At 65.8% G+C, this 20264-nt stretch carries 19 protein-coding genes; all 19 read right to left on the bottom strand.

Annotation, left to right across the window (positions count from 1 at the left end):
• Window positions 1–117: 117 nt before the first annotated feature.
• The 19 genes from ITX31_RS12190 to ITX31_RS12100 all read right to left on the bottom strand — a co-directional run bounded on the left by ITX31_RS12190 (window position 118) and on the right by ITX31_RS12100 (window position 20234).
• Window positions 118–777 carry a DivIVA domain-containing protein gene (locus ITX31_RS12190; protein WP_194783713.1) on the bottom strand — a complete coding sequence of 220 codons (660 nt, stop codon included), beginning with the start codon at window positions 775–777 and terminating at the stop codon, window positions 118–120.
• A gap of 148 nt (window positions 778–925) precedes the next feature.
• Window positions 926–1219, bottom strand: a complete 294-nt coding sequence (locus ITX31_RS12185; protein WP_194783712.1) for a YggT family protein — start codon at window positions 1217–1219, stop codon at window positions 926–928.
• A 60-nt stretch (window positions 1220–1279) separates the two neighbouring features.
• Entirely contained in the window at window positions 1280–1813 is a 534-nt protein-coding gene (locus ITX31_RS12180; RefSeq protein WP_194783711.1) for a cell division protein SepF, read from the bottom strand.
• Window positions 1814–1895: 82 nt separating this feature from the next.
• Entirely contained in the window at window positions 1896–2633 is a 738-nt protein-coding gene (locus tag ITX31_RS12175; RefSeq protein ID WP_194783710.1) for a YggS family pyridoxal phosphate-dependent enzyme, read from the bottom strand.
• 43 nt (window positions 2634–2676) lie between these two features.
• Window positions 2677–3378: a polyphenol oxidase family protein gene (locus tag ITX31_RS12170; RefSeq protein WP_194783709.1), complete on the bottom strand. Its 702-nt coding sequence runs from the start codon at window positions 3376–3378 to the stop codon at window positions 2677–2679.
• Between the two features lie 31 nt (window positions 3379–3409).
• Window positions 3410–4576, bottom strand: a complete 1167-nt coding sequence (gene ftsZ, locus ITX31_RS12165) for a cell division protein FtsZ (RefSeq protein ID WP_194783708.1) — start codon at window positions 4574–4576, stop codon at window positions 3410–3412.
• Window positions 4577–4791: 215 nt separating this feature from the next.
• Window positions 4792–5700 (bottom strand): cell division protein FtsQ/DivIB, encoded by a 909-nt coding sequence (locus ITX31_RS12160; protein ID WP_194783707.1) that lies wholly within the window; start codon window positions 5698–5700, stop codon window positions 4792–4794.
• A 73-nt stretch (window positions 5701–5773) separates the two neighbouring features.
• On the bottom strand, window positions 5774–7192 hold the full coding sequence (murC, locus tag ITX31_RS12155; protein WP_194783706.1) for a UDP-N-acetylmuramate--L-alanine ligase: 1419 nt from the start codon (window positions 7190–7192) through the stop codon (window positions 5774–5776).
• On the bottom strand, window positions 7189–8298 hold the full coding sequence (gene murG, locus ITX31_RS12150; protein ID WP_194783705.1) for an undecaprenyldiphospho-muramoylpentapeptide beta-N-acetylglucosaminyltransferase: 1110 nt from the start codon (window positions 8296–8298) through the stop codon (window positions 7189–7191). Before murG ends, murC begins: the two co-directional genes overlap by 4 nt.
• Window positions 8295–9647 (bottom strand): FtsW/RodA/SpoVE family cell cycle protein, encoded by a 1353-nt coding sequence (locus ITX31_RS12145; protein ID WP_228529327.1) that lies wholly within the window; start codon window positions 9645–9647, stop codon window positions 8295–8297. The genes murG and ITX31_RS12145 overlap by 4 nt, the downstream gene beginning before the upstream one ends.
• Window positions 9648–11192 (bottom strand): UDP-N-acetylmuramoyl-L-alanine--D-glutamate ligase, encoded by a 1545-nt coding sequence (gene murD, locus ITX31_RS12140; RefSeq protein WP_323745711.1) that lies wholly within the window; start codon window positions 11190–11192, stop codon window positions 9648–9650. It lies immediately after the preceding gene.
• A 2-nt stretch (window positions 11193–11194) separates the two neighbouring features.
• Window positions 11195–12301: a phospho-N-acetylmuramoyl-pentapeptide-transferase gene (gene mraY, locus ITX31_RS12135; RefSeq protein WP_194783703.1), complete on the bottom strand. Its 1107-nt coding sequence runs from the start codon at window positions 12299–12301 to the stop codon at window positions 11195–11197.
• Window positions 12298–13782, bottom strand: coding sequence for a UDP-N-acetylmuramoyl-tripeptide--D-alanyl-D-alanine ligase (locus tag ITX31_RS12130; protein WP_194783702.1), 1485 nt, complete (start codon window positions 13780–13782; stop codon window positions 12298–12300). Before ITX31_RS12130 ends, mraY begins: the two co-directional genes overlap by 4 nt.
• A 6-nt stretch (window positions 13783–13788) precedes the next feature.
• Entirely contained in the window at window positions 13789–15378 is a 1590-nt protein-coding gene (locus ITX31_RS12125) for a UDP-N-acetylmuramoyl-L-alanyl-D-glutamate--2,6-diaminopimelate ligase (protein WP_194784281.1), read from the bottom strand.
• A gap of 51 nt (window positions 15379–15429) precedes the next feature.
• The gene (locus tag ITX31_RS12120; RefSeq protein WP_323745670.1) at window positions 15430–17223 is read right to left on the bottom strand and encodes a penicillin-binding protein 2; all 1794 of its coding nucleotides are present in this window, start codon (window positions 17221–17223) and stop codon (window positions 15430–15432) included.
• Between the two features lie 27 nt (window positions 17224–17250).
• Window positions 17251–17931 carry a hypothetical protein gene (locus tag ITX31_RS12115; RefSeq protein ID WP_228529326.1) on the bottom strand — a complete coding sequence of 227 codons (681 nt, stop codon included), beginning with the start codon at window positions 17929–17931 and terminating at the stop codon, window positions 17251–17253.
• On the bottom strand, window positions 17928–18926 hold the full coding sequence (gene rsmH / locus ITX31_RS12110; RefSeq protein WP_194783701.1) for a 16S rRNA (cytosine(1402)-N(4))-methyltransferase RsmH: 999 nt from the start codon (window positions 18924–18926) through the stop codon (window positions 17928–17930). The genes ITX31_RS12115 and rsmH overlap by 4 nt, the downstream gene beginning before the upstream one ends.
• A gap of 195 nt (window positions 18927–19121) precedes the next feature.
• Window positions 19122–19553, bottom strand: coding sequence for a division/cell wall cluster transcriptional repressor MraZ (gene mraZ / locus ITX31_RS12105; RefSeq protein WP_194783700.1), 432 nt, complete (start codon window positions 19551–19553; stop codon window positions 19122–19124).
• A gap of 300 nt (window positions 19554–19853) precedes the next feature.
• A complete protein-coding gene (locus ITX31_RS12100) occupies window positions 19854–20234 on the bottom strand; it encodes a DUF3040 domain-containing protein (protein ID WP_194783699.1) in 381 nt (126 codons plus the stop codon).
• Between the last annotated feature and the right edge of the window lie 30 nt (window positions 20235–20264).

Raw genomic sequence — 20264 nt, 5'->3', positions numbered from 1 at the left:
GACGGTGCAACAGCAGAGGCCGGCAGCCGGGAGATCCCGGCCACCGGCCCATGTCTCTGTCACCAGTCTAATCCTGATTCATATCCGTCCAGGCGGAAACGACTAGCTGCATACGCTCTATGCGTCTGCGGTCTCCGAGGCTACCGAGCCGCGCGAGTCGAGGTCACGCAGCTGGCCTTCGATGTATGCCTTGAGGCGTGATCGGTAATCGCGCTCGAAGCCGCGCAGCTGCTCCACCTTGCGCTCCAGCAGCGCCTTCTGCTGCTCGAGGGAGCTGAGGATCTTGCGGCTCTTCTCCTGTGCTTCGGTGACCAGTCCACTTGCCTCGATCTGTGCCTCGGCAATGATCTTGTCGCGCTGTTCAACACCGGCACTGACGTAATCGTCGTGCATCTTCTGGGCCATTGCCAGAATGCCGGCGGCAGATTCGGCCGTGTTGGCAGGTGCGGCAGGCTCGGCAGCGCGGGGGGCTTCGGCCTTGGGTTCTTCGACCTTCGGTGCCGGAGCCGGCTCGGGCTTCTTCTCTTCCTTGACAGGCTGGGATACCTGCTCGGTCTTTGCTGCGGCAGAAACCGGCGCGGGAACCTGGTTGCCAGCAGGAGCGTCAGCCACTGCCTCGGCGAGCTGCCGGCGCAGGTCCTCGTTCTCGGCATTCAGCCGGCGGAGCTCCACGACGATTTCGTCGAGGAAGTCATCCACCTCATCCTGGTCGTAGCCTTCACGGAACTTAGTGGGCTGGAACCGCTTATTGACTACATCTTCTGGCGTCAGGGCCATCTGGTCACCTCATACTGGTTATCAGGCCGGCCTGCCCTGGGGCAGTAAGCCTAGTTACAGAATCTCGAACATAAAATCAGGGATCATTTCAATATAATTTTCACATTATATCTTTTGCGAACCGATATCGAACCAACCCCGTCTCCCCCTAGCGAACGGCAGCTGCCCACACAATTTGCATGGCGATACTTACCACGATGAACAGCAGCAGGAACGCCAGGTCAAGGGAGATACCTCCCAGGCGCAGCGGCGGAATGATCCGCCGCAGTGCCCGGATGGGCGGGTCTGTGGCCCCGTAAACTGCGGTAGCCAGGACCAGTGCGGGCCCCCTGGGACGCCACTGACGGGCAAACATCTGCACCGCGTCATATACGATGCGCAGGATCAGGGCGAGCTGAAAGAGCATCAGCACCAGGTACAGCAGGGCAAAAATAATACTCACGCTTGTTGTCGTTTCCGCCGTAGGAGAACGGCTGCCCGCTCCGCCCCCGAGGGGCGGCGGCTAGCTCTGGTTGAAGAAAGTGGACTGGGACTCGCTGACCTTCTTGTCATCTCCGAGCACCTCGACGTAGGACGGCGAGAGCAGGAAGACCTTGTTGGTCACGCGTTCGATGGTACCGCGCAACCCGAACACAAGTCCCGCGGAAAAGTCGACTAGGCGCTTGGCGTCCGCTTCTCCCATGTCTGTGACGTTCATGATGACCGGAATCCCGTCACGGAAGCTCTCGCCGATGATCTTCGCGTCGTTGTAGGAACGGGGATGGACGGTAGTGATTTGCCGCAAACCTGCCACGTCTTCCTTTGCCGATGAGGGGGCACGCTTGATTGGAGTTACCGGAGCACGGTATTCCTCCACCGCGGTCTTGCGCTCCGGCTGGGACGGCGCAGCAGGCTCGCGGTCCTGCCGCTCGCTTTCCGGTGCCCGTTCCTCTTCCCTGGCGGGTGCCTCGCGGACAGGCTTCTGCTCGTCCTCGTACAGCTCATCGCCATCGGCGAGCCCAAGGTAGATCATCGTCCTGCGCATTGCGCCAGCCATGGTTGCTCCTTCAGTCCTTCAGCGTCCCGCGTTATCCAGTGGTACCCGGTGTTTTGCAGTGTTACCCCTGCCGTCTTTGACGCTACCCCACAGCGGGGCGGGGACCGAGAACATCCGAGCCAATCCGCAGGTGTGTCGCGCCGTGCGCCATGGCTGCTTCCAGGTCCCGGCTCATGCCTGCGGAAATGCCCGCCGCCCGGGGATAGCGGGAGGTGAGTTCAGCGGAGAGATCCTGCAGGCGTGCGAAGGCGGCAGCCGGATCCTCACCAAGGGGCGCGACAGCCATGAGTCCCGACAGGGACAGGCCGGGATCCGCGGCTACCGCATCCGCGAGTTCGAGCATCTCCGCAGGGCGGGCTCCGCCGCGTCCGGGATCAAGGTCTTCCCCGCGGCGCAAGTCGAGCTGGAGGAAGCAGTCAAGCGGGCCCCTCTGCGCGTCGCCGGCCTCGGTGCGCCGTCGGTTCTCCGCGGCGACTGCCTTGCCCAGCGCTGCTACCAGGCCGAGACGGTCCACCGAGTGCACTGCCGAGGCGTACCGGACTACTGACTTGGCTTTGTTGGTCTGCAGCTGCCCAATGAAGTGCCAGCGCAGGTCGCTTCCGGCCAGTGCGGCTGCCTTGGCTTCGGCTTCCTGGGCCTTGTTCTCACCCACGTTCCGCACTCCGAGCCCGGCCAGCAGGGCAACGTCCGAAGCGGGAAAGTACTTGGTGACGACGATGAGTTCCGCTTCACCGCGGCCCTCGGCGGCTGCGGCCATGCGGTGCCGGACCCGTTCCAGGCGGGCCTGCAGGTCTGCTGTACGGTCAGTGGTGGTGCTCATTGGTTCCTCGTTGGTGCTGTATTCCGTTTGGGCCGCGGCCGGGTTACCGGGGCTGCCAGATGAGTCCGGCGAACCGGCCCGTGGGGGCGTCCCGGCGATGGGAAAAGAGCCGCGGTTCTTCCAAGGTGCATCCGGGGACCATCTCCACGGCTGCATCCAGCGACAGCAGCTGGTTTTGGGCTGCGGCGGGCAGGTCCAGTGCCGGTGTCCCCCAGCTGGTCCTGGAGGACGCGCCGGGGAGATGGGCCGCCTGTCCGAGCATTTCTTCCGGAACCTCGTAGCATTTTCCGCACGCCCCAGGACCAATCCACGCCTGGATTCCGGTGGCACCTGCTTCGCGGAGCGCCGTAACCGTGTTCGCAAGGATGCCATCCAGCAGGCCGCGCCTGCCCGCGTGTGCTGCCGCGCTGACGACGCCGTCCGGGCCCGTCCCGGCCAGGACCACCGGCAGGCAGTCGGCTACCATGACAGCCAGCGGGGCGGATCCGTCCGGACTGAGGAGTGCATCTGCCACCGGGACCTCCCCCGGCAGGGGAAGGCCCTGCACCGGGACGACGTCTGCTGAGTGGACCTGTTCCATGAACCGGAGCGATCCTGGCTGCACGTCCATCCGCTGCTCCAGCAGGGACCTGCGCCGGCGGACTTCCGCGGGGTCGTCCCCTACATGCAGCGCGAGGTTGCCCGCCGCCGTGTCAGTGAAAGCTACCCGGAACCCTGCCGGGCCCTGCCCTTCCCACCAAAACATGCGATCGAACAACCCCGCGCCGGTGCTGGTCTTACTTGAGGAAATCAGGAACGTCCAGGTCGTCCTGGCGTCCTGCGCTGAGGTCAGGCTCAACCACGGCGGGGAGGTCAACGTCGAAACCGGCGTCCGCGGGCACGGCCTGCGGGCGCTGGGCCCAGGCCGAGTTTCCTGCGCCGGCGGAAGCGGCTGCTGCGGCCGGAGAGGACACCGGCTGTTCGGCAGGCTTGGCCGAGGCGGGCTGCGAGGTCACGTCCACCTGGTCGAAGCCGGCAGCAATCACGGTAACGCGCGCTTCGTCTCCCAGGGCGTCGTCAATCACGGCACCGAAGATGATGTTGGCCTCCGGGTGGGCAACTTCCTGAACCAGGCGTGCGGCTTCATTGATCTCGAACAGGCCGAGGTCCGAGCCGCCCTGGATGGACAGCAGGACGCCGTGGGCACCGTCGATGGAAGCTTCGAGCAGCGGAGAGGCGATGGCCAGTTCCGCCGCCTTCACTGCACGGTCCTCGCCGCGGGCTGAACCGATGCCCATCAGTGCCGAGCCCGCTCCCTGCATCACGGACTTCACGTCGGCGAAGTCCAGGTTGATCAGTCCCGGGGTGGTGATCAGGTCGGTGATGCCCTGCACACCGGAAAGCAACACCTGGTCGGCTGAACGGAACGCATCCAGCATCGAGACATTGCGGTCGCTGATGGAGAGCAGCCGGTCATTCGGGATGACGATCAGCGTGTCGACTTCGTCCCGCAGCGTGTCGATGCCGGACTCGGCCTGGTTGGAACGGCGCCGGCCTTCGAAGGTGAACGGGCGGGTGACGACGCCGATGGTCAGGGCGCCAAGTGATCGCGCGATCCGGGCGACGACCGGCGCACCGCCGGTACCGGTTCCGCCGCCCTCGCCTGCAGTCACGAAGACCATGTCTGCTCCACGCAGCACCTCTTCGATTTCCTCGGCGTGGTCCTCAGCGGCCTTGCGGCCCACCTCGGGATCCGCACCGGCGCCCAGGCCGCGGGTCAGTTCACGTCCGACGTCGAGCTTCACGTCGGCATCACTCATCAGCAGCGCCTGGGCATCTGTGTTGATGGCAATGAATTCGACTCCGCGGAGTCCGACGTCGATCATTCGGTTTACGGCATTCACGCCGCCGCCGCCGATGCCGACGACCTTGATGACGGCCAAGTAATTCTGCGGTGCTGCCACGTCCTGTGTCCCTTGTTCGAATCTGTGCAACTGATCAATGTGGCCGGGTCTGCCCCGGCAAAACCTTCAACCGAACAACCTTAACCCTCGACTTGAGGGTTATAGTTATGTCAAGTAATGCTCTACTCCCGACGCTATGGGGCGCCGGATGCTTCCGCAATTACCGTTCCGCGCGTGTCGGAGAGAAACTTCGCGGGTCTTTTGCGGCAGAAAGCTCACCGGGTCACCGGCCGGTTCGGAGTGCTCACGTCGAACACCGAAACCGGCGGATCAGCGGGAGGCATCAGCAGCAGCGCTTCCAGCGCCCGCGCCTTCGCGGCGTTGGCTTCCGCGCTTCCCCAGAATACCGTCTGGCCGCCGGTGAGCTTGAGTTCCACCGAGTCCACGGTCTGCGCCGATGCATGGTCGAGCATCCCCAGCACATTGGGCGGCAAGGCTGCCAGCACGGCGGTAACGGTCGGGAAGACTGAACTGTTGACCGCTTCGGTGCCGCCGTCTATCAGCGGCAGCGCCGCCTGGCCCCGCTCCCCCACCGATTTGAGCTGGCGGCCCTCCTCGTCGATGAGCAGGAACTCGCTGCCGTTCTGCAGCACGGCTACAGGGACGCGCTCGGTGACCGTGACCACCAGGTCCGACGGCGGCACCGCCGTCACCTTTACAGACTCCACTTCCGGACGGTCTGCCAGCAGCGCCCCGGCATCCGAGTCCGAAACAAGGGCCAGCGGCGTTCCCAGCAGCGGGGCCAGTGCCGCTTCGGCTTCCGGGGTGGTCATCAGCGTGTTGCCTTCCACCCGGAGGTTCTTCAGGACCAGCGCCGGGGAAAAGAACACGACAAAGAACAACACCGCCAGCAGCGCCGCGGCGATTCCGGTACCTGCCAGGGCATAGCGCCTGCGCCGGCGGACCGGAGGTTCCGGAAAAGCCAGCACTCTGGCGTCCTGGTGTTCGGCACCGCCGCCGGACGCCCCTTCGGCGTCCGAATCCAGGGCCCCGGGGCCGCCGGCATCCCGCGTCGCCGAGATGACTGTGTCCGAAGGTGCCGCGGCACCCGGACGGATCTCACGGATCTGTGCGTCCTGGGCGCCCAGGACTTCAACCTTGGCTGAGTTGGCCGTGCTCCGCACAGGCTGTGCCCGGTCCGGGTGCATACCCGGGCCCCGGGGGCCGGTGGCTGACGCCGGCGGCCGGCGGGGTTTCCTACCCGGCATCCGCGCTGCTCCCGCCGGGCTCTGACGCAGCCAGCGCCGCTACCAGTGCGGGACCGTACTGGGTCACGTCGCCCGCGCCGACCGTCAGGACAATATCGCCTGAGGATGCCCGCGCGGAGATGTCCATCACGGCGCTGCCGGCGTCCGCCGCCACGGCTGAGGGCGTCTTCAGGCGAGACGTAATCAGCTCCGAGGTGACACCCGGAATGGGATCCTCCCGCGCGGGATAGATCGGCAGGACGGTGACTGAATCTGCCAAATCCAGTGCCTGCGCGAATTCTGCAGCGAAGTTGCGGGTGCGGCTGAACAGATGCGGCTGGAAAAGCACATGCACGGCATTGCTGCCGGCGACCGCACGCGCCGCCTGCAGGGCGGCGGCCACTTCGGTCGGGTGGTGGGCATAGTCGTCGAAGACCCGCACGCCGCGGGCTTCGCCCTTGGGTTCGAAGCGGCGCGCTGCTCCGGAGAACGTCCCCAGGCCGTGTGCCGCCGTCTCCGGCCCCACACCAAGAGCCAGCGCCACGGTGAAGGCAGCAGCGGCGTTTAGCACGTTGTGCCGGCCGGGAACCTGCAGCGGCAGGCGCTGCTGCCGGTCCCCCGAATCGTCCCGGAAGTGCAGTGTACTGGTGCTCCGGCGGCCGTCCGCCTCGGTTTCGGAGATCCGGACGTCCGCATTCTCCGAGTACCCGTAGGTGCGAACCGGCGATCCGCCGTTTCGCGCCAGCAGGTCGCGCACGCCGGGATCATCCGCGCAGGCCACCAGGACGCCGTCTGCAGGCAGCAGCTCAACGAACCGGTCGAACGACGCAAAAACCGCCTCGGCTGTTCCGTAATGGTCCAGGTGGTCCGCTTCGACGTTGGTGATGACGGAGATGCGGGGTGAGTAGTTCAGGAACGAACCGTCCGACTCGTCGGCTTCGGCAACGAACACCTGCCCCGTACCGGCGGCAGCGTTGACGCCGAGCGCCGCGACGTCACCGCCGATCGCGAAGGAAGGATCCAGTCCGGCCTCGCGCAGCAGCACGGTGATCATCGCCGTCGTGGTGGTTTTGCCGTGGGTACCTGCAACGGCAACGACGTCGCGGCCCTCCATGGCCGCAGCCAATGCCTCAGAGCGGTGGATCACGCGCAGGCCGGCGGCTTCGGCCGCAGCGAGTTCGGGGTTGTCGGCCCGGATGGCCGTGGAAACAACCACGGTGCCCGCTCCCTCGATATTGGCTGCGCTGTGGCCCACGTATACCTGGGCTCCCAGCGCTTCGAGGGCCCGCAGGCCTGCCGAGTCGCGGGCGTCGGATCCCGAAACCCGAATGCCGCGGCCGAGCATGACGCGGGCGACGGCGGACATGCCGGCACCGCCGAGGCCAATGAAGTGGACCCGGCCCAGGTCTTCCAGCAACAGGGCGCTCATGCGTCTTTCCGTTCCGCTGCCCCAACAATGAGTCCAGCCATTTGGGCATCCGCATCGCGGATGCCGCGTCCGGCGGATGCCTCCGCCATGGTCTTCAGTGCCTGTGGGTCCTTCAGCAGCGGGATGATGTTCGCGCTGATCCATTCCGGCGTGAACTGTGAGTCCCGCACCAGCAGGGCCCCGCCGGCCTCGACCAGTCCGGCCGCGTTCAGCGCCTGCTCACCGTTGCCGTGGGGCAGCGGCACCAGCACGGCCGGAAGCCCGACGGCGGAGATCTCGCAGACCGTTCCGGCACCTGAACGGGCCAGCAGCAGGTCAGCAGCGGCGTAGGCCAGTTCCATGCCGTCCACGTACTCAACCTGCCGGTACAGCGGGGCGGTGAGGGCCTTCCCTTCGGCGTCCGCGGCTGCTTTTCCGCGGCCGGTGACGTGCAGGGTCTGGATGCCGGCAGCAGCCAGTTCGGGCAGGGCAGCGGTAACCGCGGCGTTGATGCTCGCGGCTCCGGAGGAACCTCCGGTCACCACCAGGGTGGGCAGGTCCTGTTTCAGGCCCAGGGCTGCCCGGGCGTCATGCCGGGCCGCTTCCCGGTTCAGTCCGGAGATTTCTGTGCGCATGGGCATTCCAACCCAGCGCGCGCGGGGCAGCCTGGTCTCCTCGAACGCCACACCCACGACGGCCGCGTTCTTTGCCCCTACCCGGTTGGCCAGCCCTGGGCGGGCATTGGCCTCGTGCACAACCACCGGGATCCGCCGCTTGCGGGCCGCCAGGTAGACGGGAGTGGAAACATAGCCGCCAACTCCCACGACGACGTCGGCAGCGGCGTCGTCGAGTACGTCCCCTGCCTGCCGCACGGCACGCGCCAGGCGCGCCGGAAGCCGGGCCAAGTCACCGCTGGGCCTGCGCGGCATGGGCACCCGGTCGATCACGGCGAGCTCATAGCCCGCCGCCGGAACCAGGCGGGTTTCCATGCCGGCAGAGGTGCCCACCACTTTGATGCGGGCGTCGGGCCGCAGCTGTCTCACGGCGTTCGCTATGGCAAGCAGCGGGCTGATGTGCCCTGCTGTGCCGCCGCCGGCGAGTACTACTGAAAGTGGGGACTGCGTCATGGAGCTGCTGGTTCTCTTTCGGGGATGGTGCGTGCAAAGGACAGAAGGACGCCGACGGCCGCCAGGGTGAACGTCAGCGACGAACCGCCGTAGGAGATGAATGGCAGCGGGACGCCGATCACCGGCAGCAGGCCGGTGACCATCGCGATGTTCACGGCGGCCTGGCCAATGATCCAGACCAGGATGCAGCCGCAGACAATCCGGATGAACGGCTGGGTGTGGCGCATGGTCACCCGTACCGTGGCCACTGCAAGGATACCGAACAGCACCAGCACCACCAGGGTGCCGAGGAGTCCGAACTCTTCGCCGATGATGGCGAAGATGAAGTCATTGTGGGCCTCGGGGATCCAGTTCCATTTCTGCCGGCTCTGGCCGATTCCGACGCCGAACCAGCCCCCGGAAGCCAGGGCGTACATGCCGGCGTTGGCCTGGTCGCAGAGGCCGGCCGAACAGTCCAGCTGCAGCCAGGCACTGATCCGGCTGGTCCGGTTGCCGCTGGCGACGGAGGAGATCAGCGCGGCAGCGGCCGCGGCCAGGCTGAGCAGGCCCAGCAGCTTCAGCCGGGCGCCGGCAAAGAACAGTGCCGCAAGCATGATCAGGCCCATGATGATTACCGTCCCGAGGTCATGGCCAAGCAGCACCAGCCCGACGAGCAGGCCGCCGCCCGGGAGGACGGGGATCAGGGCATGTTTCCAGTCAGCAATGAGGGCTCCCTTGCGGGAGAGGACGGCGGCGAACCAGATGGCCATGGCAAGCTTCGCGGCCTCCGAGGGCTGGCCCGTGACCGGACCAAACGCCAGCCAGTTCTTGTTGCCGTTCACCTCGACGCCGATGAAGAGCACCAGGACCAGCAGGACGACTGCCGCACCGAGTGCCAGCCACGCGATGGCCCGGTAGAAACGCGGACCAAAACGGGACAGGAGAAGCATCAGGGTGACGCCCGCAGCTGCGAACATGAGCTGCTTGATGAACAGGTCGAAGGTGCTGGCGGCTCCGGCGGATGTGCCCGCAACGGCGGCGATGGCCTCAACGGAGGAAGCCGAGAGCACCATCATGAGTCCGATAGCGGTCAGCGCGAGCGTGGTGCCCAGGATCATGTAGTAACTGGATCCGGTGGCCTTGGCACCGCTGCCCTCCAGCAGGACCATGAAGGCGGTGAACCGTTCCCCGAGCCGCAGTCCCCGTTTCCTCGGCGGAACTGCCTCCCCGGCAGACGATCCGACGGTGGCGGAACCTCCGGCGGTGCCGGCTCGGCCGGCCGGTCCTGCAGCTGCCGGTCCGGGCCGTGTGCCCGCAGGGCGCCTGCGCGCCGTTGGCTTGCGGCCATTGCCCGTGGACGTGGTCACCATCTACGGCTCCTTGGTGGTCTGCTCCTGCCCTTCCACGTATCCGCGGACAGCATCAATGAAGGCCTCGCCCCTGTGTGCGTAGGAGCGGAACTGGTCCATGGACGCCGAAGCCGGCGCCATGAGGACCGTGTCCCCTGCCTGTGCCACGCCGGCAGCTGCGGCCACGGCCTGGGCCATGACGGCGTCGCCGGTGGGCGTTCCTTCTTCTCCAGTGTCCGCCTGCGAGGCTTCAATTACCGGCACATCGGAAGCGTGTCGGGCCAACGCGGAGCGCAGCTGCGACGAATCTGCACCAATCAGCACCACGGCACGCAGCCGATCGGCGTTGGCGGCCACCAGCTCGTCGTAGGTGACGCCCTTGGACAGGCCGCCGGCAATCCAGACGACGCTTCCAAAAGCCGCCAGCGAAGCTGCTGCGGCATGGGGGTTGGTGGCCTTTGAGTCGTTGACCCAGAGGACGTCATTAAGCTTGGCTAACGGTTCGATCCGGTGCCCTCCGGGGGCATAGTCGCGCAGGCCGTCCCGCACGGCGACCGGCTCAACGCCAAGGGCGCGCACCAGCGCTGCGGCGGCGAGGGCATCCGCGGCCAGGTGGCGCGGTGCGCTGTCGCCCAGGTCGTCCAGGGACGCCAATTCGGCGGCGGCGTTGCGGCGTTCCTCGATAAAGGCACGGTCCACCAGGAGCCCCTCGACGATTCCCACCATGCTGATCGCCGGTGTGCCCGTGGTGAAGCCAACCGCGCGGCAGCCCTCCACCACGTCGGCCTCTTCGACCATACATTCGGTCTCCGCCTGCTCGGCGTTGTAGATGCAGGCAACCTGCGTGTTGGCGTAGACCTTCGCCTTGTCAGACCGGTATGCCTCGTAGCTGCCGTGCCAGTCCACGTGGTCCTCGGCTATGTTCAGGCAGACGCTGGCCAGCGGCGACATCGAATAGGTCCAGTGCAGCTGGAAGCTGGAGAGTTCGACGGCGATCGCGTCCCAGCCCTGCGGGTCCCGGATGGCGTCCAGGATCGGTGTGCCGACGTTGCCCGCGGCAATGGCCCGGAGTCCGGCTGCGCGCAGCATGGACTCGGTCATGCCCACGGTGGTGGTCTTGCCGTTGGTACCGGTAATGGCAAGCCAGGGCGCCGTGGGGCGGCCTTCGCGGATGCGCACCCGCCAGGCGAGCTCAACGTCGCCCCAGACCGGAATCCCGGCTTCCGCCGCTGCCGCGAGGACGGGATGTGCGGGCCGCAGGCCCGGCGACGTGACCACCAGTTCAGCCGGTTCGCCGTCGACTGCAGAGAGCCCCGTCATGGCTTGGGCACCCAGGTGGACGTCTGCAGCGCCGACAATCTTCAGCGTGTCCGCCTTGCCCCGGTTCTCCTCGGAGTCGACACCGTCCACGACGACGACGCGGGCACCCAGCTCAATGAGCGTGTCTGCGGCGGAGAATCCGGAAAGGCCGATTCCCGCTACCAGGACCCGCAGGCCCTTCCAGTTGGAATCCCACGTCGTCAGTTCGTCAAGGCGGGGATTCGAAGCGTTTGATGCGGAGGAAATGCTCACTGTCCGGCCACCCAATCAGCGTAGAAGAGTCCCAGGCCGAGGGCGACGCAGAGCCCGCCGATGATCCAGAAGCGGACCACCACCGTCACTTCGGCCCAGCCCTTGAGTTCGAAGTGGTGCTGCAGCGGCGCCATCTTGAACACGCGCTTGCCGCCGCTGAGCTTGAAGTAGCCCACCTGGATGATGACCGAGGCGGAGATAATCACGAACAGTCCGGCCAGGATGACCAGCAGGATCTCGGTGCGGGAGAGGATCGCGAAGGCTGCGATGGCGCCGCCGATGGCCAGCGACCCGGTGTCACCCATAAAAATCTTTGCCGGGGAGGTGTTCCACCAGAGGAAGCCGACCAGGGCGCCGGCCATGGCCCCGGCCAGCAGGGCCAGGTCCATGGGGTCGCGCACTTCGTAGCAGACTCCGGTTTCGCCCGGGTTGGCCAGGCAGGACTGGTTGAACTGCCAGATGCCAATCAGGAAATACGCACCGAACACCAGGATGGAGGCACCGGCTGCCAGGCCATCGAGCCCGTCCGCCAGGTTCACGCCGTTGGTCGCGGCGGTGATGATCACGCTGGACCAGAGAATAAACAGGATCGCGCCGATGATTGTCCCGGCGAATGCCAGATCGATGGCGGTGTCCCGGACGAAGGAGACGTTGGTCGACGCCGGGGTCAGGCCGGCGTTGTTCGGGAACTGCAGGGCGAGGATGGCGAAGACTATGCCAACGATCGCCTGCAGGATGATCTTGGCCTTGGCGTTCAGGCCCAGGGACCGCTGCCGGGAGATCTTGGTGTAGTCGTCAATGAAACCCACGAAACCCATGCCGACCATCAGGAACAGCACCAGCAGCCCGGACGCTGAGGGCCCGAAGGTGGTGGGATTGATGGCGTAGGAGATCAGGTGGGTGATGAAGTAGGACGCCACCACCGAAGCCACGATGACGGCGCCGCCCATGGTGGGCGTTCCGCGCTTGGTGTGGTGCGACGTCGGTCCGTCATCGCGGACAAACTGTCCGTAGCCCTTTTTCACGAGGAAACGGATGAACAGCGGCGTCAGCACCAAGGCGAGGACCAGCCCGAGCGAACAGCCGATCAGAAGCGAAATCACAGTGCCTCACCCCGGTTCGAATCGTCCTGGGTGCTGCCCGCAGGCGAAAGGGAATTCACGGCGATCCGATCACCAAGGAACCGCAGTCCGGCCCCGTTGGAAGATTTGAACAGGACAATGTCTCCGGGTTCAAGCGAAGATTCGAGGATGGCCTGAGCATCCTCGGGAGTCTCGACGAAGGTCGACTCGTCTCCCCAGGAACCCTCCATCACGGCGCCGGTGTGCAGGGCACGGGCTCCGGTTCCCACCACAATGAGCTTGGAAATGTTCAGGCGGACCACGTAGCGGCCAATGGCGTCGTGCTCGGTGACGGCTTCGTCGCCAAGCTCAAGCATTTCGCCCAGCACGGCCCAGGTGCGCCGGCCCCTGCCGAGTTCGGCAAGGGTCCGCAGCGCAGCCCGCATCGATTCGGGGTTGGCGTTGTAGGCATCGTTGATGACGGTGATGCCGTCAGCACGGTCGGTGCGTTCCATCCGCCAGCGGCTGGCGGCTTTCTGGCCGGAGAGACCCGCAGCGATGTCTGCCGGGGAAAGGCCCGCCGCGAGGGCGGCACCTGCGGCGGCCAGCAGGTTCGCCGTGTGATGTGCTCCGATCAGGCCCGATTCGACCGGGTGGCGTTCCCCGTTCGGGAATTCAAGGGTGAAGACCGGCCGTCCCTGCCCGTCCGTGCGGGCATCAACGGCACGCAGCGCGGCGTGGTTGCCGGGGAGTACGTCGGTGGAGGACGTGAAGGACAGCACGTTGGCGGTGGTGCGCCTGTCCATGGCGGCAACACGGATGTCGTCTCCGTTGAGCACGGCCGTGCCTTCCGGGGAGAGCGCTTCAACCATCTCGCCCTTGGCGCGGGCAATATTCTCTACGCCGCCGAACTCGCCGGCATGGGCGCTGCCAACGCAGAGCACGACGCCGATGTCCGGGCGCACCATGTCCGCGAGGTACGTGATGTGCCCAATGCCGGTGGCTCCCATCTCGACTACGAGGTAGCGGGTTCCGTGCCCGGCGCTGAAGATGGTCAGCGGAACTCCGACTTCCCCGTTGTACGAGCCGACCGGAGCTACGGTGTTCCCGTGTGCTCCCAGCAGGCCGGCCAGCAGGTCCTTTGTGGTCGTCTTGCCGGCCGAGCCGGTGATGCCGATTACGGTCAGCGGGCCCTCGGCGCGGAGCCGGCGGACGATCTCCGCGGCGAGCTGCCCCATGGCGGCTATGGTGTCCGGGACCACGACGCCGGGGAATGCCGTTACGTCTGCACCGGCAACCGGGCGCTCCGTCAGGGCCAGCGCCGCACCGGCTTCGAAGGCCCGGGCCACGAACAGATGGCCGTCGGAAAACTCGCCGGGCTTGGCAATGAACAGGGCCGCCGGTCCCGCTTCACGGGAGTCGGTGGTGGCCGATGTCACTGAAATGGTCGGGTCTGATGCTGCTGCCCCCACCAGCTCACCGCCCGTGATTGCCGCAATTTCGGCTGCATTAAGTTCAATCATGACGATTTAGGACTCTACCCCGTCGTAAGTAGGCATCGTGAATCCGGCCTTGGCCAGCGCAGCGCGGAGTTCAACCCTGTCATCGAGGGCATGGTTGACTCCCCTGACCTCCTGCCACACCTCGTGACCGCGGCCGGCCACCAGGACCGTGTCCCCGGGTCCGGCCAGTTCAGCGGCGCGGTAGATCGCGGCTGCGCGCGGCGCCACTTCCAGGACCAGCGGACCGTTCCCGTCCTCCCCTGCGACGCTGCGGGCCCCCCGAAGCACGTCGGCCCGGATGGCGGCGTCGTCCTCGTCGTGCGGATCGTCGTCTGTGACAATCACGACGTCCGCCAGGCGCGCCGCGATCTGCCCCATTAGGGGCCGCTTGGTCTGGTCGCGCTCTCCTGTGGCACCGAACACTACGATCACCCGTCCCTCGGGACGGCGGACCGACTCGAGGGTGCGCTGCAGCGCGTCCGGATTATGGGCGAAGTCCACGATTGCGGCCGGAGCCTCGCAGACCAGCTGCATCCGGCCGGGAACCTCGACGGTAAACGGGTCCTGCCGGTCGAGCGCGTCCTGCACCAGGGCAGGGTCTACGCCTGATTCCAGGACCATGGCCAGTGCCAGTGCTGCGTTGGACACGTTGAAGGTGCCCGGGAGGCCGGTCCGTACCTTGAGGCGCCCGCCCTGGGGCCCATGGAGCTCGAAGCCGTGGCCAAGCCCCTCCCGGCGCACGGATCGGACCTGCCAGTCGGCGTCGGAAGACTCACCCGAGGTGGAGAGCGTGACACCGCGGGCACCGGCCACGTCGGCCATGCGGCGCCCCCACTCGTCGTCCACGGTGATCACGGCGCGCCGGCTGCGGTCCGGCCGGAACAAGTCTGCCTTGGCAGCGAAGTATTCCTCCATGGAACCGTGCAGGTCCAGGTGGTCCTGCGTGAGGTTGGTGAAGCCGGCGACGTCGAAGACCACGCCGTCCACCCTCCGGTAGGAAATGGCGTGGGAGGAGACCTCCATGGCGGCCGCGTCCAGGGCACGCTCGCGCATCAGCGCCAGCAGGCCGTGCACCTGCGGAGATTCGGGAGTGGTCAGCACGCTGGGAATCGCTTCCGCGCCGGCCAGGATCTCGATTGTTCCAATCAGCCCGGTCGTGCGGCCAAGGGCCTGAAGAAGCGAGGTGATGAAGTAGGTGGTGGTGGTTTTGCCGTTGGTTCCCGTAACACCGAAGAGCTGCGGGGCGCTGCCGTCCTGCGGCTGGCTGTTGAACACGGCCGCAGAGAGCGGACCCACCAGTCTGCGGATGTCCTCGGCCACGAATACCGGCAGGCCGGTGTCCGGAAGCTGGTCCAGTCCGGCGGCATCGGTCAGGACGGCAGCGGCTCCGGCGGCCGCGGCGTCAGAGGCGAACCCTGCTCCGTGGTGCCGTGCTCCGGGCAGCGCCAGGTAGAGGTCCCCGGGCAGGACCTGGCGGGAGTTAATGCTTACCCCCGTGACCTCGACAGCCCAGCCGCCTGCACCGGTTCCGGGTGCCGCCGCGATGGCCGGAGATTCCTTGGGCAGCGATGCCGCGGCGTCGGCCACGCTGACCGGCTGCACCCGTTCGGGGCGCATGCTGCTCTGGGCACGCTGATGGTTGGTATGTGGCACTGCACTGCTCCAGCTTTAGTACTCGATGGGGTACGTAACCGGCTCCCCTTCGGAGGGGGCTACGTTGTTGGTGGTCAGGACCTGTTCCATGACTTTCTGGAAGGCCTTCCCGGGTTCTATGTAGTAGAGGTCTCCCTTGGGCCGCTGAAGGGTCACCACAGCGACGTACTTGGGATCATCCATGGGCGCTATACCAGCATAGGAGACGGTGTACCCGTCGTACCCGCCGTTGGGGCCGGGCGCCTCCGCAGTGCCGGTCTTGGATCCCACACGGTACTTCTCGAGCGCTCCCGATGCACCTGATCCCTCAACCGTGGTGGTCTCCAGCATGTGCTGTACTTCCAGTGCAGTCTTTTCGGACACAACCCGGGTGCCGGGTTCCTGCTCGGCCGCGTGCTCTACGCCCTGGGCATCGATCCTTGCATCCACCAGCCTCGGCTGCAGGCGCAGGCCGTCGTTCGCGATGGTCTGGAAAACCATGGCGGTGTGCAGCGCTGTCTGGGTCAGGCCCTGGCCAAAGAGCACCGTGTACTGCTGTCTGGTATCCCAGTTTTCCGGCGGAGCCAGCAGCCCGGATGTCTCGCCGTTGAGACCCGTTCCCAGCTCAGTCCCGATGCCGAACTTCCGCAGCCAGTCGTAGCGCTGCTGGGGGCTGAGCTGCTGGCCAACCATGACCGTTCCGGTATTCATTGATTTTGCGAGCACTCCGGAGGCCGTCATGCGGACCGTGCCGTGGTCGAACGCGTCCTTGAACGTCTGTCCGTCAATCGAGTAGGTGTTGTCGATCTGGAACTGGGAGGTGGGGGTGATGATCCCCTCTTCGATGGCAGCAGCCATGGTGATGACCTTGGTGGTCGAGCCCGGCTCGAAGGAGTCTGTCACCGAGCGGGCCTTGCGCGAATCCGCCTCAGTGGCACCTGGGTTGTTCGGGTCCACAGTGGTGGATTCAGCCATGGCAATGACGTTGCCGGTCTCCACCTCGACAACGACGACGTTGCCCCAGTCCGCGTTGTATTCCTGGACCTGGTCGGCGATTGTCTGCTGGGCAAACCACTGCAGGTCCTGGTCGATGGTCAGCCGGATGGAGTCGCCGTCCTGCACCGGTACGTCTTCGTTGGTGGCGTACGGAATGCGGATGCCGTCGCCGCCGATTTCATAAGTCTTGCTGCCGGCTTCACCTGCCAGGATCGAATCCTGGGTCAGTTCCAGGCCTTCCTGTGCGCCTTCCGTTCCAAGGAAACCGACAATGGATCCGGCAACCGGCCCGGAAGGATAGGTGCGAAGCGTGGTGCGGTCCGCATAGACGCCTGGGAATTTGACGGCCAGGACCTTGTCCCGGATTTCGGGTGTGACTGTCTTTGCCACAAAGTTGAATCCCTTATCGCCCAGGACCGACCCGCGGAGCGTCTGGATGTCCTGGCCAAGGACCGCGGAAAGTTCCTGCAGCGCGGCATCGAAGGTCACGGTCTCAAGGTCGCCTTCGGCGTTGCGCCGCTGGTATTCATCTTCGTCGTAGGCCGCCGAAAGCCGCTGGTCAACGACGATGTCGAAGCGCTCTACGCTGCGGGCCAGGTAGTTGCCCTCGTTGTCCAGGATGCCGCCGCGAAGAGCCGGAACATTGACGGTCACCAGCCTGTTGGCCACGGCCGCGTCCGCCATCCCTTCCGGATCTACGGCCTGCACCTGGAACAGCCGGACGCCCAGGACGGTGAGGAGCACCAGGACAATGAGCATCCCGGCACGCAGCCGGCCGGTCACGAGGTTTACCCTGTGGTCCTCCGGTACCGGAGCCTGTCCTGCTTTTGCCACAACGTGTCCTCGCCGGTGCTGGTTGGTTTACTGGCCGCTTCTCTGGCCGGGAGCCGGAATCGTGCCGCCGTTCAAATCGGGTTCCGCCGGGGCGGGGGCCGGAACGGGAGCCGGTTCCGGTTCCGCGCCGGCAGAGGCGTCCTCCTGCTGTGCGGCCCGTGCGTTTTCAGCCGGTTCCGCTGCGGCAGGCTGTGCCGGTGTTACCGGCTGTGTCAGGACCTGGGGCAGTTCAATAAGGGATCCGGGACCTGCGCCTTCCTTGGCGGGTTCAGGCTCACCTGTGACCGCCAGGGTCTGCAGGTCGATCGTACCGAACGTGGGCGAAACAACCATGCCCAGTTCAGCCGCTGCGCCGGCAAGGACCTGGGGAGCCAGGTTGTGCTCCACCTGCTGGGTCAATGCCTCGTTTTGCTGGACCAGCTGGGTCCGCTGATTCTGCAGCTCAACGAGCTGGTACTGGCCGCTTGACACTGAGATGTTCAGGCCCAGGACGGCCGCCAGGCCGGCGGCAAGCACGGCGAAACACAAAACCGTCGCGGGCACTCGCCGCTTCCGTGCTGCTGCCGGAACCAGCGCAAGCGGTGTCCGGCGCCGCGGTGCGGGCTGTTCCGGAGCCTCCCGGGGCAGGGCCCGTGCCAGGTTGCCCTGGACTGACTGGGCGGCCCGCAGCGGCGCCTGCGGCCGGCGCCGGGGTGATTGTTCAGTCATCGACGTGCCCCATCCATGGTTGCGCGAATCCGTTCGACCGCCCGCAGCTTGGCCGATGCCGCGCGCGGGTTTTCTGCGATTTCCTGCTCGGTGGGAACTTCGGTTCCCTTGGTCAGCCGCCTAAGCTGCGCCTTGTGTTCTTCCAGTTCCACCGGGAAACCCTTGGGCGCCGAGGACCTGGAACCGGCCGCGAAGATATCCTTCACGATCCGGTCCTCCAGGCTGTGGTAGGACATGACGACGATCCGTCCACCCACGCCAAGGACCGAAAGGGCGGAGGGAATGGCACGTTCCAGCACATCGAGCTCCTCGTTGACTTCGATGCGCAGTGCCTGGAAGGTGCGCTTTGCCGGATGTCCGCCCGTGCGGGCCGCCGCGGCCGGTACCACGGCGCGGATGGCTTCGACCAGCTCGCCCGTAGTGGTGAACGGCTTGCGCGCACGGGTGGAAACGATTGACGTTGCGATCCGGCCGGCGAACTTCTCTTCGCCCCAGCGGCGGATGATGGAGACCAGCTCGGCCTCGTCATAGCTGTTGACGATTTCCGCGGCAGTGCGCCCCCGGCTGGTATCCATGCGCATGTCCAGCGGCGCGTCGTAGGAGTATGCGAAGCCGCGGTCCCGCTCATCGAGCTGCATGGAGGAGACACCGAGATCGAACAGGGCACCGTCGATGGACTCGAATCCGAGGTCCTGGACTACGTCCGCAATTTCGTCGTACACGGCGTGCACCAGGTCAGTGCGGTTCTCGAAGGCTGCAAGCCGCTCCCCCGCCAGGGCGAGGGCCTGGGTGTCGCGGTCGATCCCGATGACGTGCAGCTTCGGGAAGCGCTCAAGCATGGCCTGGGTATGTCCGCCCATGCCAAGCGTGGCGTCTACGACGACGGCTGTCCGGCCGGCTGCCTCCGCTGCCTCGATGGCCGGCGCCAGCAGGTTGATGCAGCGGTCCCGCAGCACGGGTACATGCCGGTCCTCAGTTGGACGGTCTTCGTTCATTGGTCTCTCCCTCCGCTGCTGACCGGTTCAGCGGTTTCTTGGACCAGATCCCCATCCGCGCCTCACGGTACGCCTGGCTCCGGGGAAGGTGAGCCAGGTGAATTCCATGGGGCGGCTGGAGATCTCGTTCAAGATCCCGCCGTTTTCCGGTTTCGAATTCCTCTGGATACTGCTGTACTGCCTGCTTTGCAACGGCTAGAAGATGCCGGGCATCGTGTCTTCGTCAGTCTCCGAAAACGCGTTTTCCTGTTCTTCCAGGTATTCCTGCCATGCCGCGGCATCCCAGATCTCAGCCCGGGTGCCCGCACCGATAACGGCGAGTTCACGTCCGAGCCCGGCATATGAGCGCAGTGCCGGCGGAATGGTGACGCGGCCCTGCTTGTCCGGGACTTCATCAGAGGCTCCGGACAGAAACACACGAATGTAGTCACGGGCCTGGCGTGAAGACAGCGGAGCCTGCCTCATCTGCTCGTGGACTTTCTCGAATTCCTTCTGGCTGAAGACGTAGATGCAGCGTTCCTGGCCCCGGGTCAGAACCAGCCCTTCGGCCAGTTCGTCGCGGAACTTGGCGGGAAGAATGAGCCTGCCCTTTTCGTCAAGGCGCGGCGAGTGAGTTCCAAGGAACATCGCCACCACCTGTCAGATATGGGAGTTACACCCCTCCTGCACCGCCCTACCCTCTTACGCCCCCCACTTTACTCCACTTCCCTCCACAGTCAACGCAATTCGATAACGTTTTCCGGCGCGTCGCTGGGCTTCTTCCCAATGCGGGCAAGGGAAGGCGGCCCGGGGTGAAGGGTGGAGGGAAAAACGGTCCGCGGGGAAGCTCCAGGCGGATTGGAGCCCTTAAAGAGGAGAAGACCCGCCTTAGCGGGTCTTTCCGGCCTCCCGGGGCAGCGCCGGGGAGGAGAGTGGAGCCTGGCGGAGCTAGGGCTGGCCCCGCTTGCGCTCGTCCCATTTATTTTCGAGGTTGGACATAAACCCGCGGGGCGCAGCTGCACGCTCCTTGCGGCCGGCAGGGATCCGTGTCTCCGCCTGCTTGCCCTTGGTGGTCGCGTAGTACATCCCGGCGCCCATGACCGTAAAGCCGACGATCCCCACCAGGATGTTCAGCGGACTGTCCAGGGTGATCCCCAGAATGAGGACTGCTATTCCGGCAACTGCCACGAGCGCGCCCAGCACGATCCGCCGGGTGGACATGCCGCGGCCCGCCGATGAAGCCATGGAATTGGCGAACTTCGGGTCCTCAGCGTGTAATTGCTGCTCCAGCTGATCAAGCAAGCGCTGCTCGTGTTCTGAGAGTGCCATTACTGTCTCCTTGCGGTCCAAATGTGCCCT

It is taken from the genome of Arthrobacter gandavensis, from assembly GCF_015355785.1.
Classification (GTDB): domain Bacteria; phylum Actinomycetota; class Actinomycetes; order Actinomycetales; family Micrococcaceae; genus Arthrobacter_B; species Arthrobacter_B gandavensis_A.
Note: the sequence above shows the minus strand (reverse complement) of the source record. Positions and strands in the feature narration are given on the sequence as shown.

What these genes read in the sequence shown, in the direction of transcription:
- ITX31_RS12190 (WP_194783713.1), bottom strand. Translation starts at nt 777, where the DNA reads ATGGCCCTGACGCCAGAAGATGTAGTCAATAAGCGGTTCCAGCCCACT.
- ITX31_RS12180 (WP_194783711.1), bottom strand. Translation starts at nt 1,813, where the DNA reads ATGGCTGGCGCAATGCGCAGGACGATGATCTACCTTGGGCTCGCCGAT.
- ITX31_RS12175 (WP_194783710.1), bottom strand. Translation starts at nt 2,633, where the DNA reads ATGAGCACCACCACTGACCGTACAGCAGACCTGCAGGCCCGCCTGGAA.
- ITX31_RS12170 (WP_194783709.1), bottom strand. Translation starts at nt 3,378, where the DNA reads ATGTTTTGGTGGGAAGGGCAGGGCCCGGCAGGGTTCCGGGTAGCTTTC.
- murC (WP_194783706.1), bottom strand. Translation starts at nt 7,192, where the DNA reads ATGAGCGCCCTGTTGCTGGAAGACCTGGGCCGGGTCCACTTCATTGGC.
- murG (WP_194783705.1), bottom strand. Translation starts at nt 8,298, where the DNA reads ATGACGCAGTCCCCACTTTCAGTAGTACTCGCCGGCGGCGGCACAGCA.
- ITX31_RS12145 (WP_228529327.1), bottom strand. Translation starts at nt 9,647, where the DNA reads ATGGTGACCACGTCCACGGGCAATGGCCGCAAGCCAACGGCGCGCAGG.
- ITX31_RS12130 (WP_194783702.1), bottom strand. Translation starts at nt 13,782, where the DNA reads ATGATTGAACTTAATGCAGCCGAAATTGCGGCAATCACGGGCGGTGAG.
- ITX31_RS12125 (WP_194784281.1), bottom strand. Translation starts at nt 15,378, where the DNA reads ATGCGCCCCGAACGGGTGCAGCCGGTCAGCGTGGCCGACGCCGCGGCA.
- ITX31_RS12115 (WP_228529326.1), bottom strand. Translation starts at nt 17,931, where the DNA reads ATGACTGAACAATCACCCCGGCGCCGGCCGCAGGCGCCGCTGCGGGCC.
- rsmH (WP_194783701.1), bottom strand. Translation starts at nt 18,926, where the DNA reads ATGAACGAAGACCGTCCAACTGAGGACCGGCATGTACCCGTGCTGCGG.
- mraZ (WP_194783700.1), bottom strand. Translation starts at nt 19,553, where the DNA reads ATGTTCCTTGGAACTCACTCGCCGCGCCTTGACGAAAAGGGCAGGCTC.
- ITX31_RS12100 (WP_194783699.1), bottom strand. Translation starts at nt 20,234, where the DNA reads ATGGCACTCTCAGAACACGAGCAGCGCTTGCTTGATCAGCTGGAGCAG.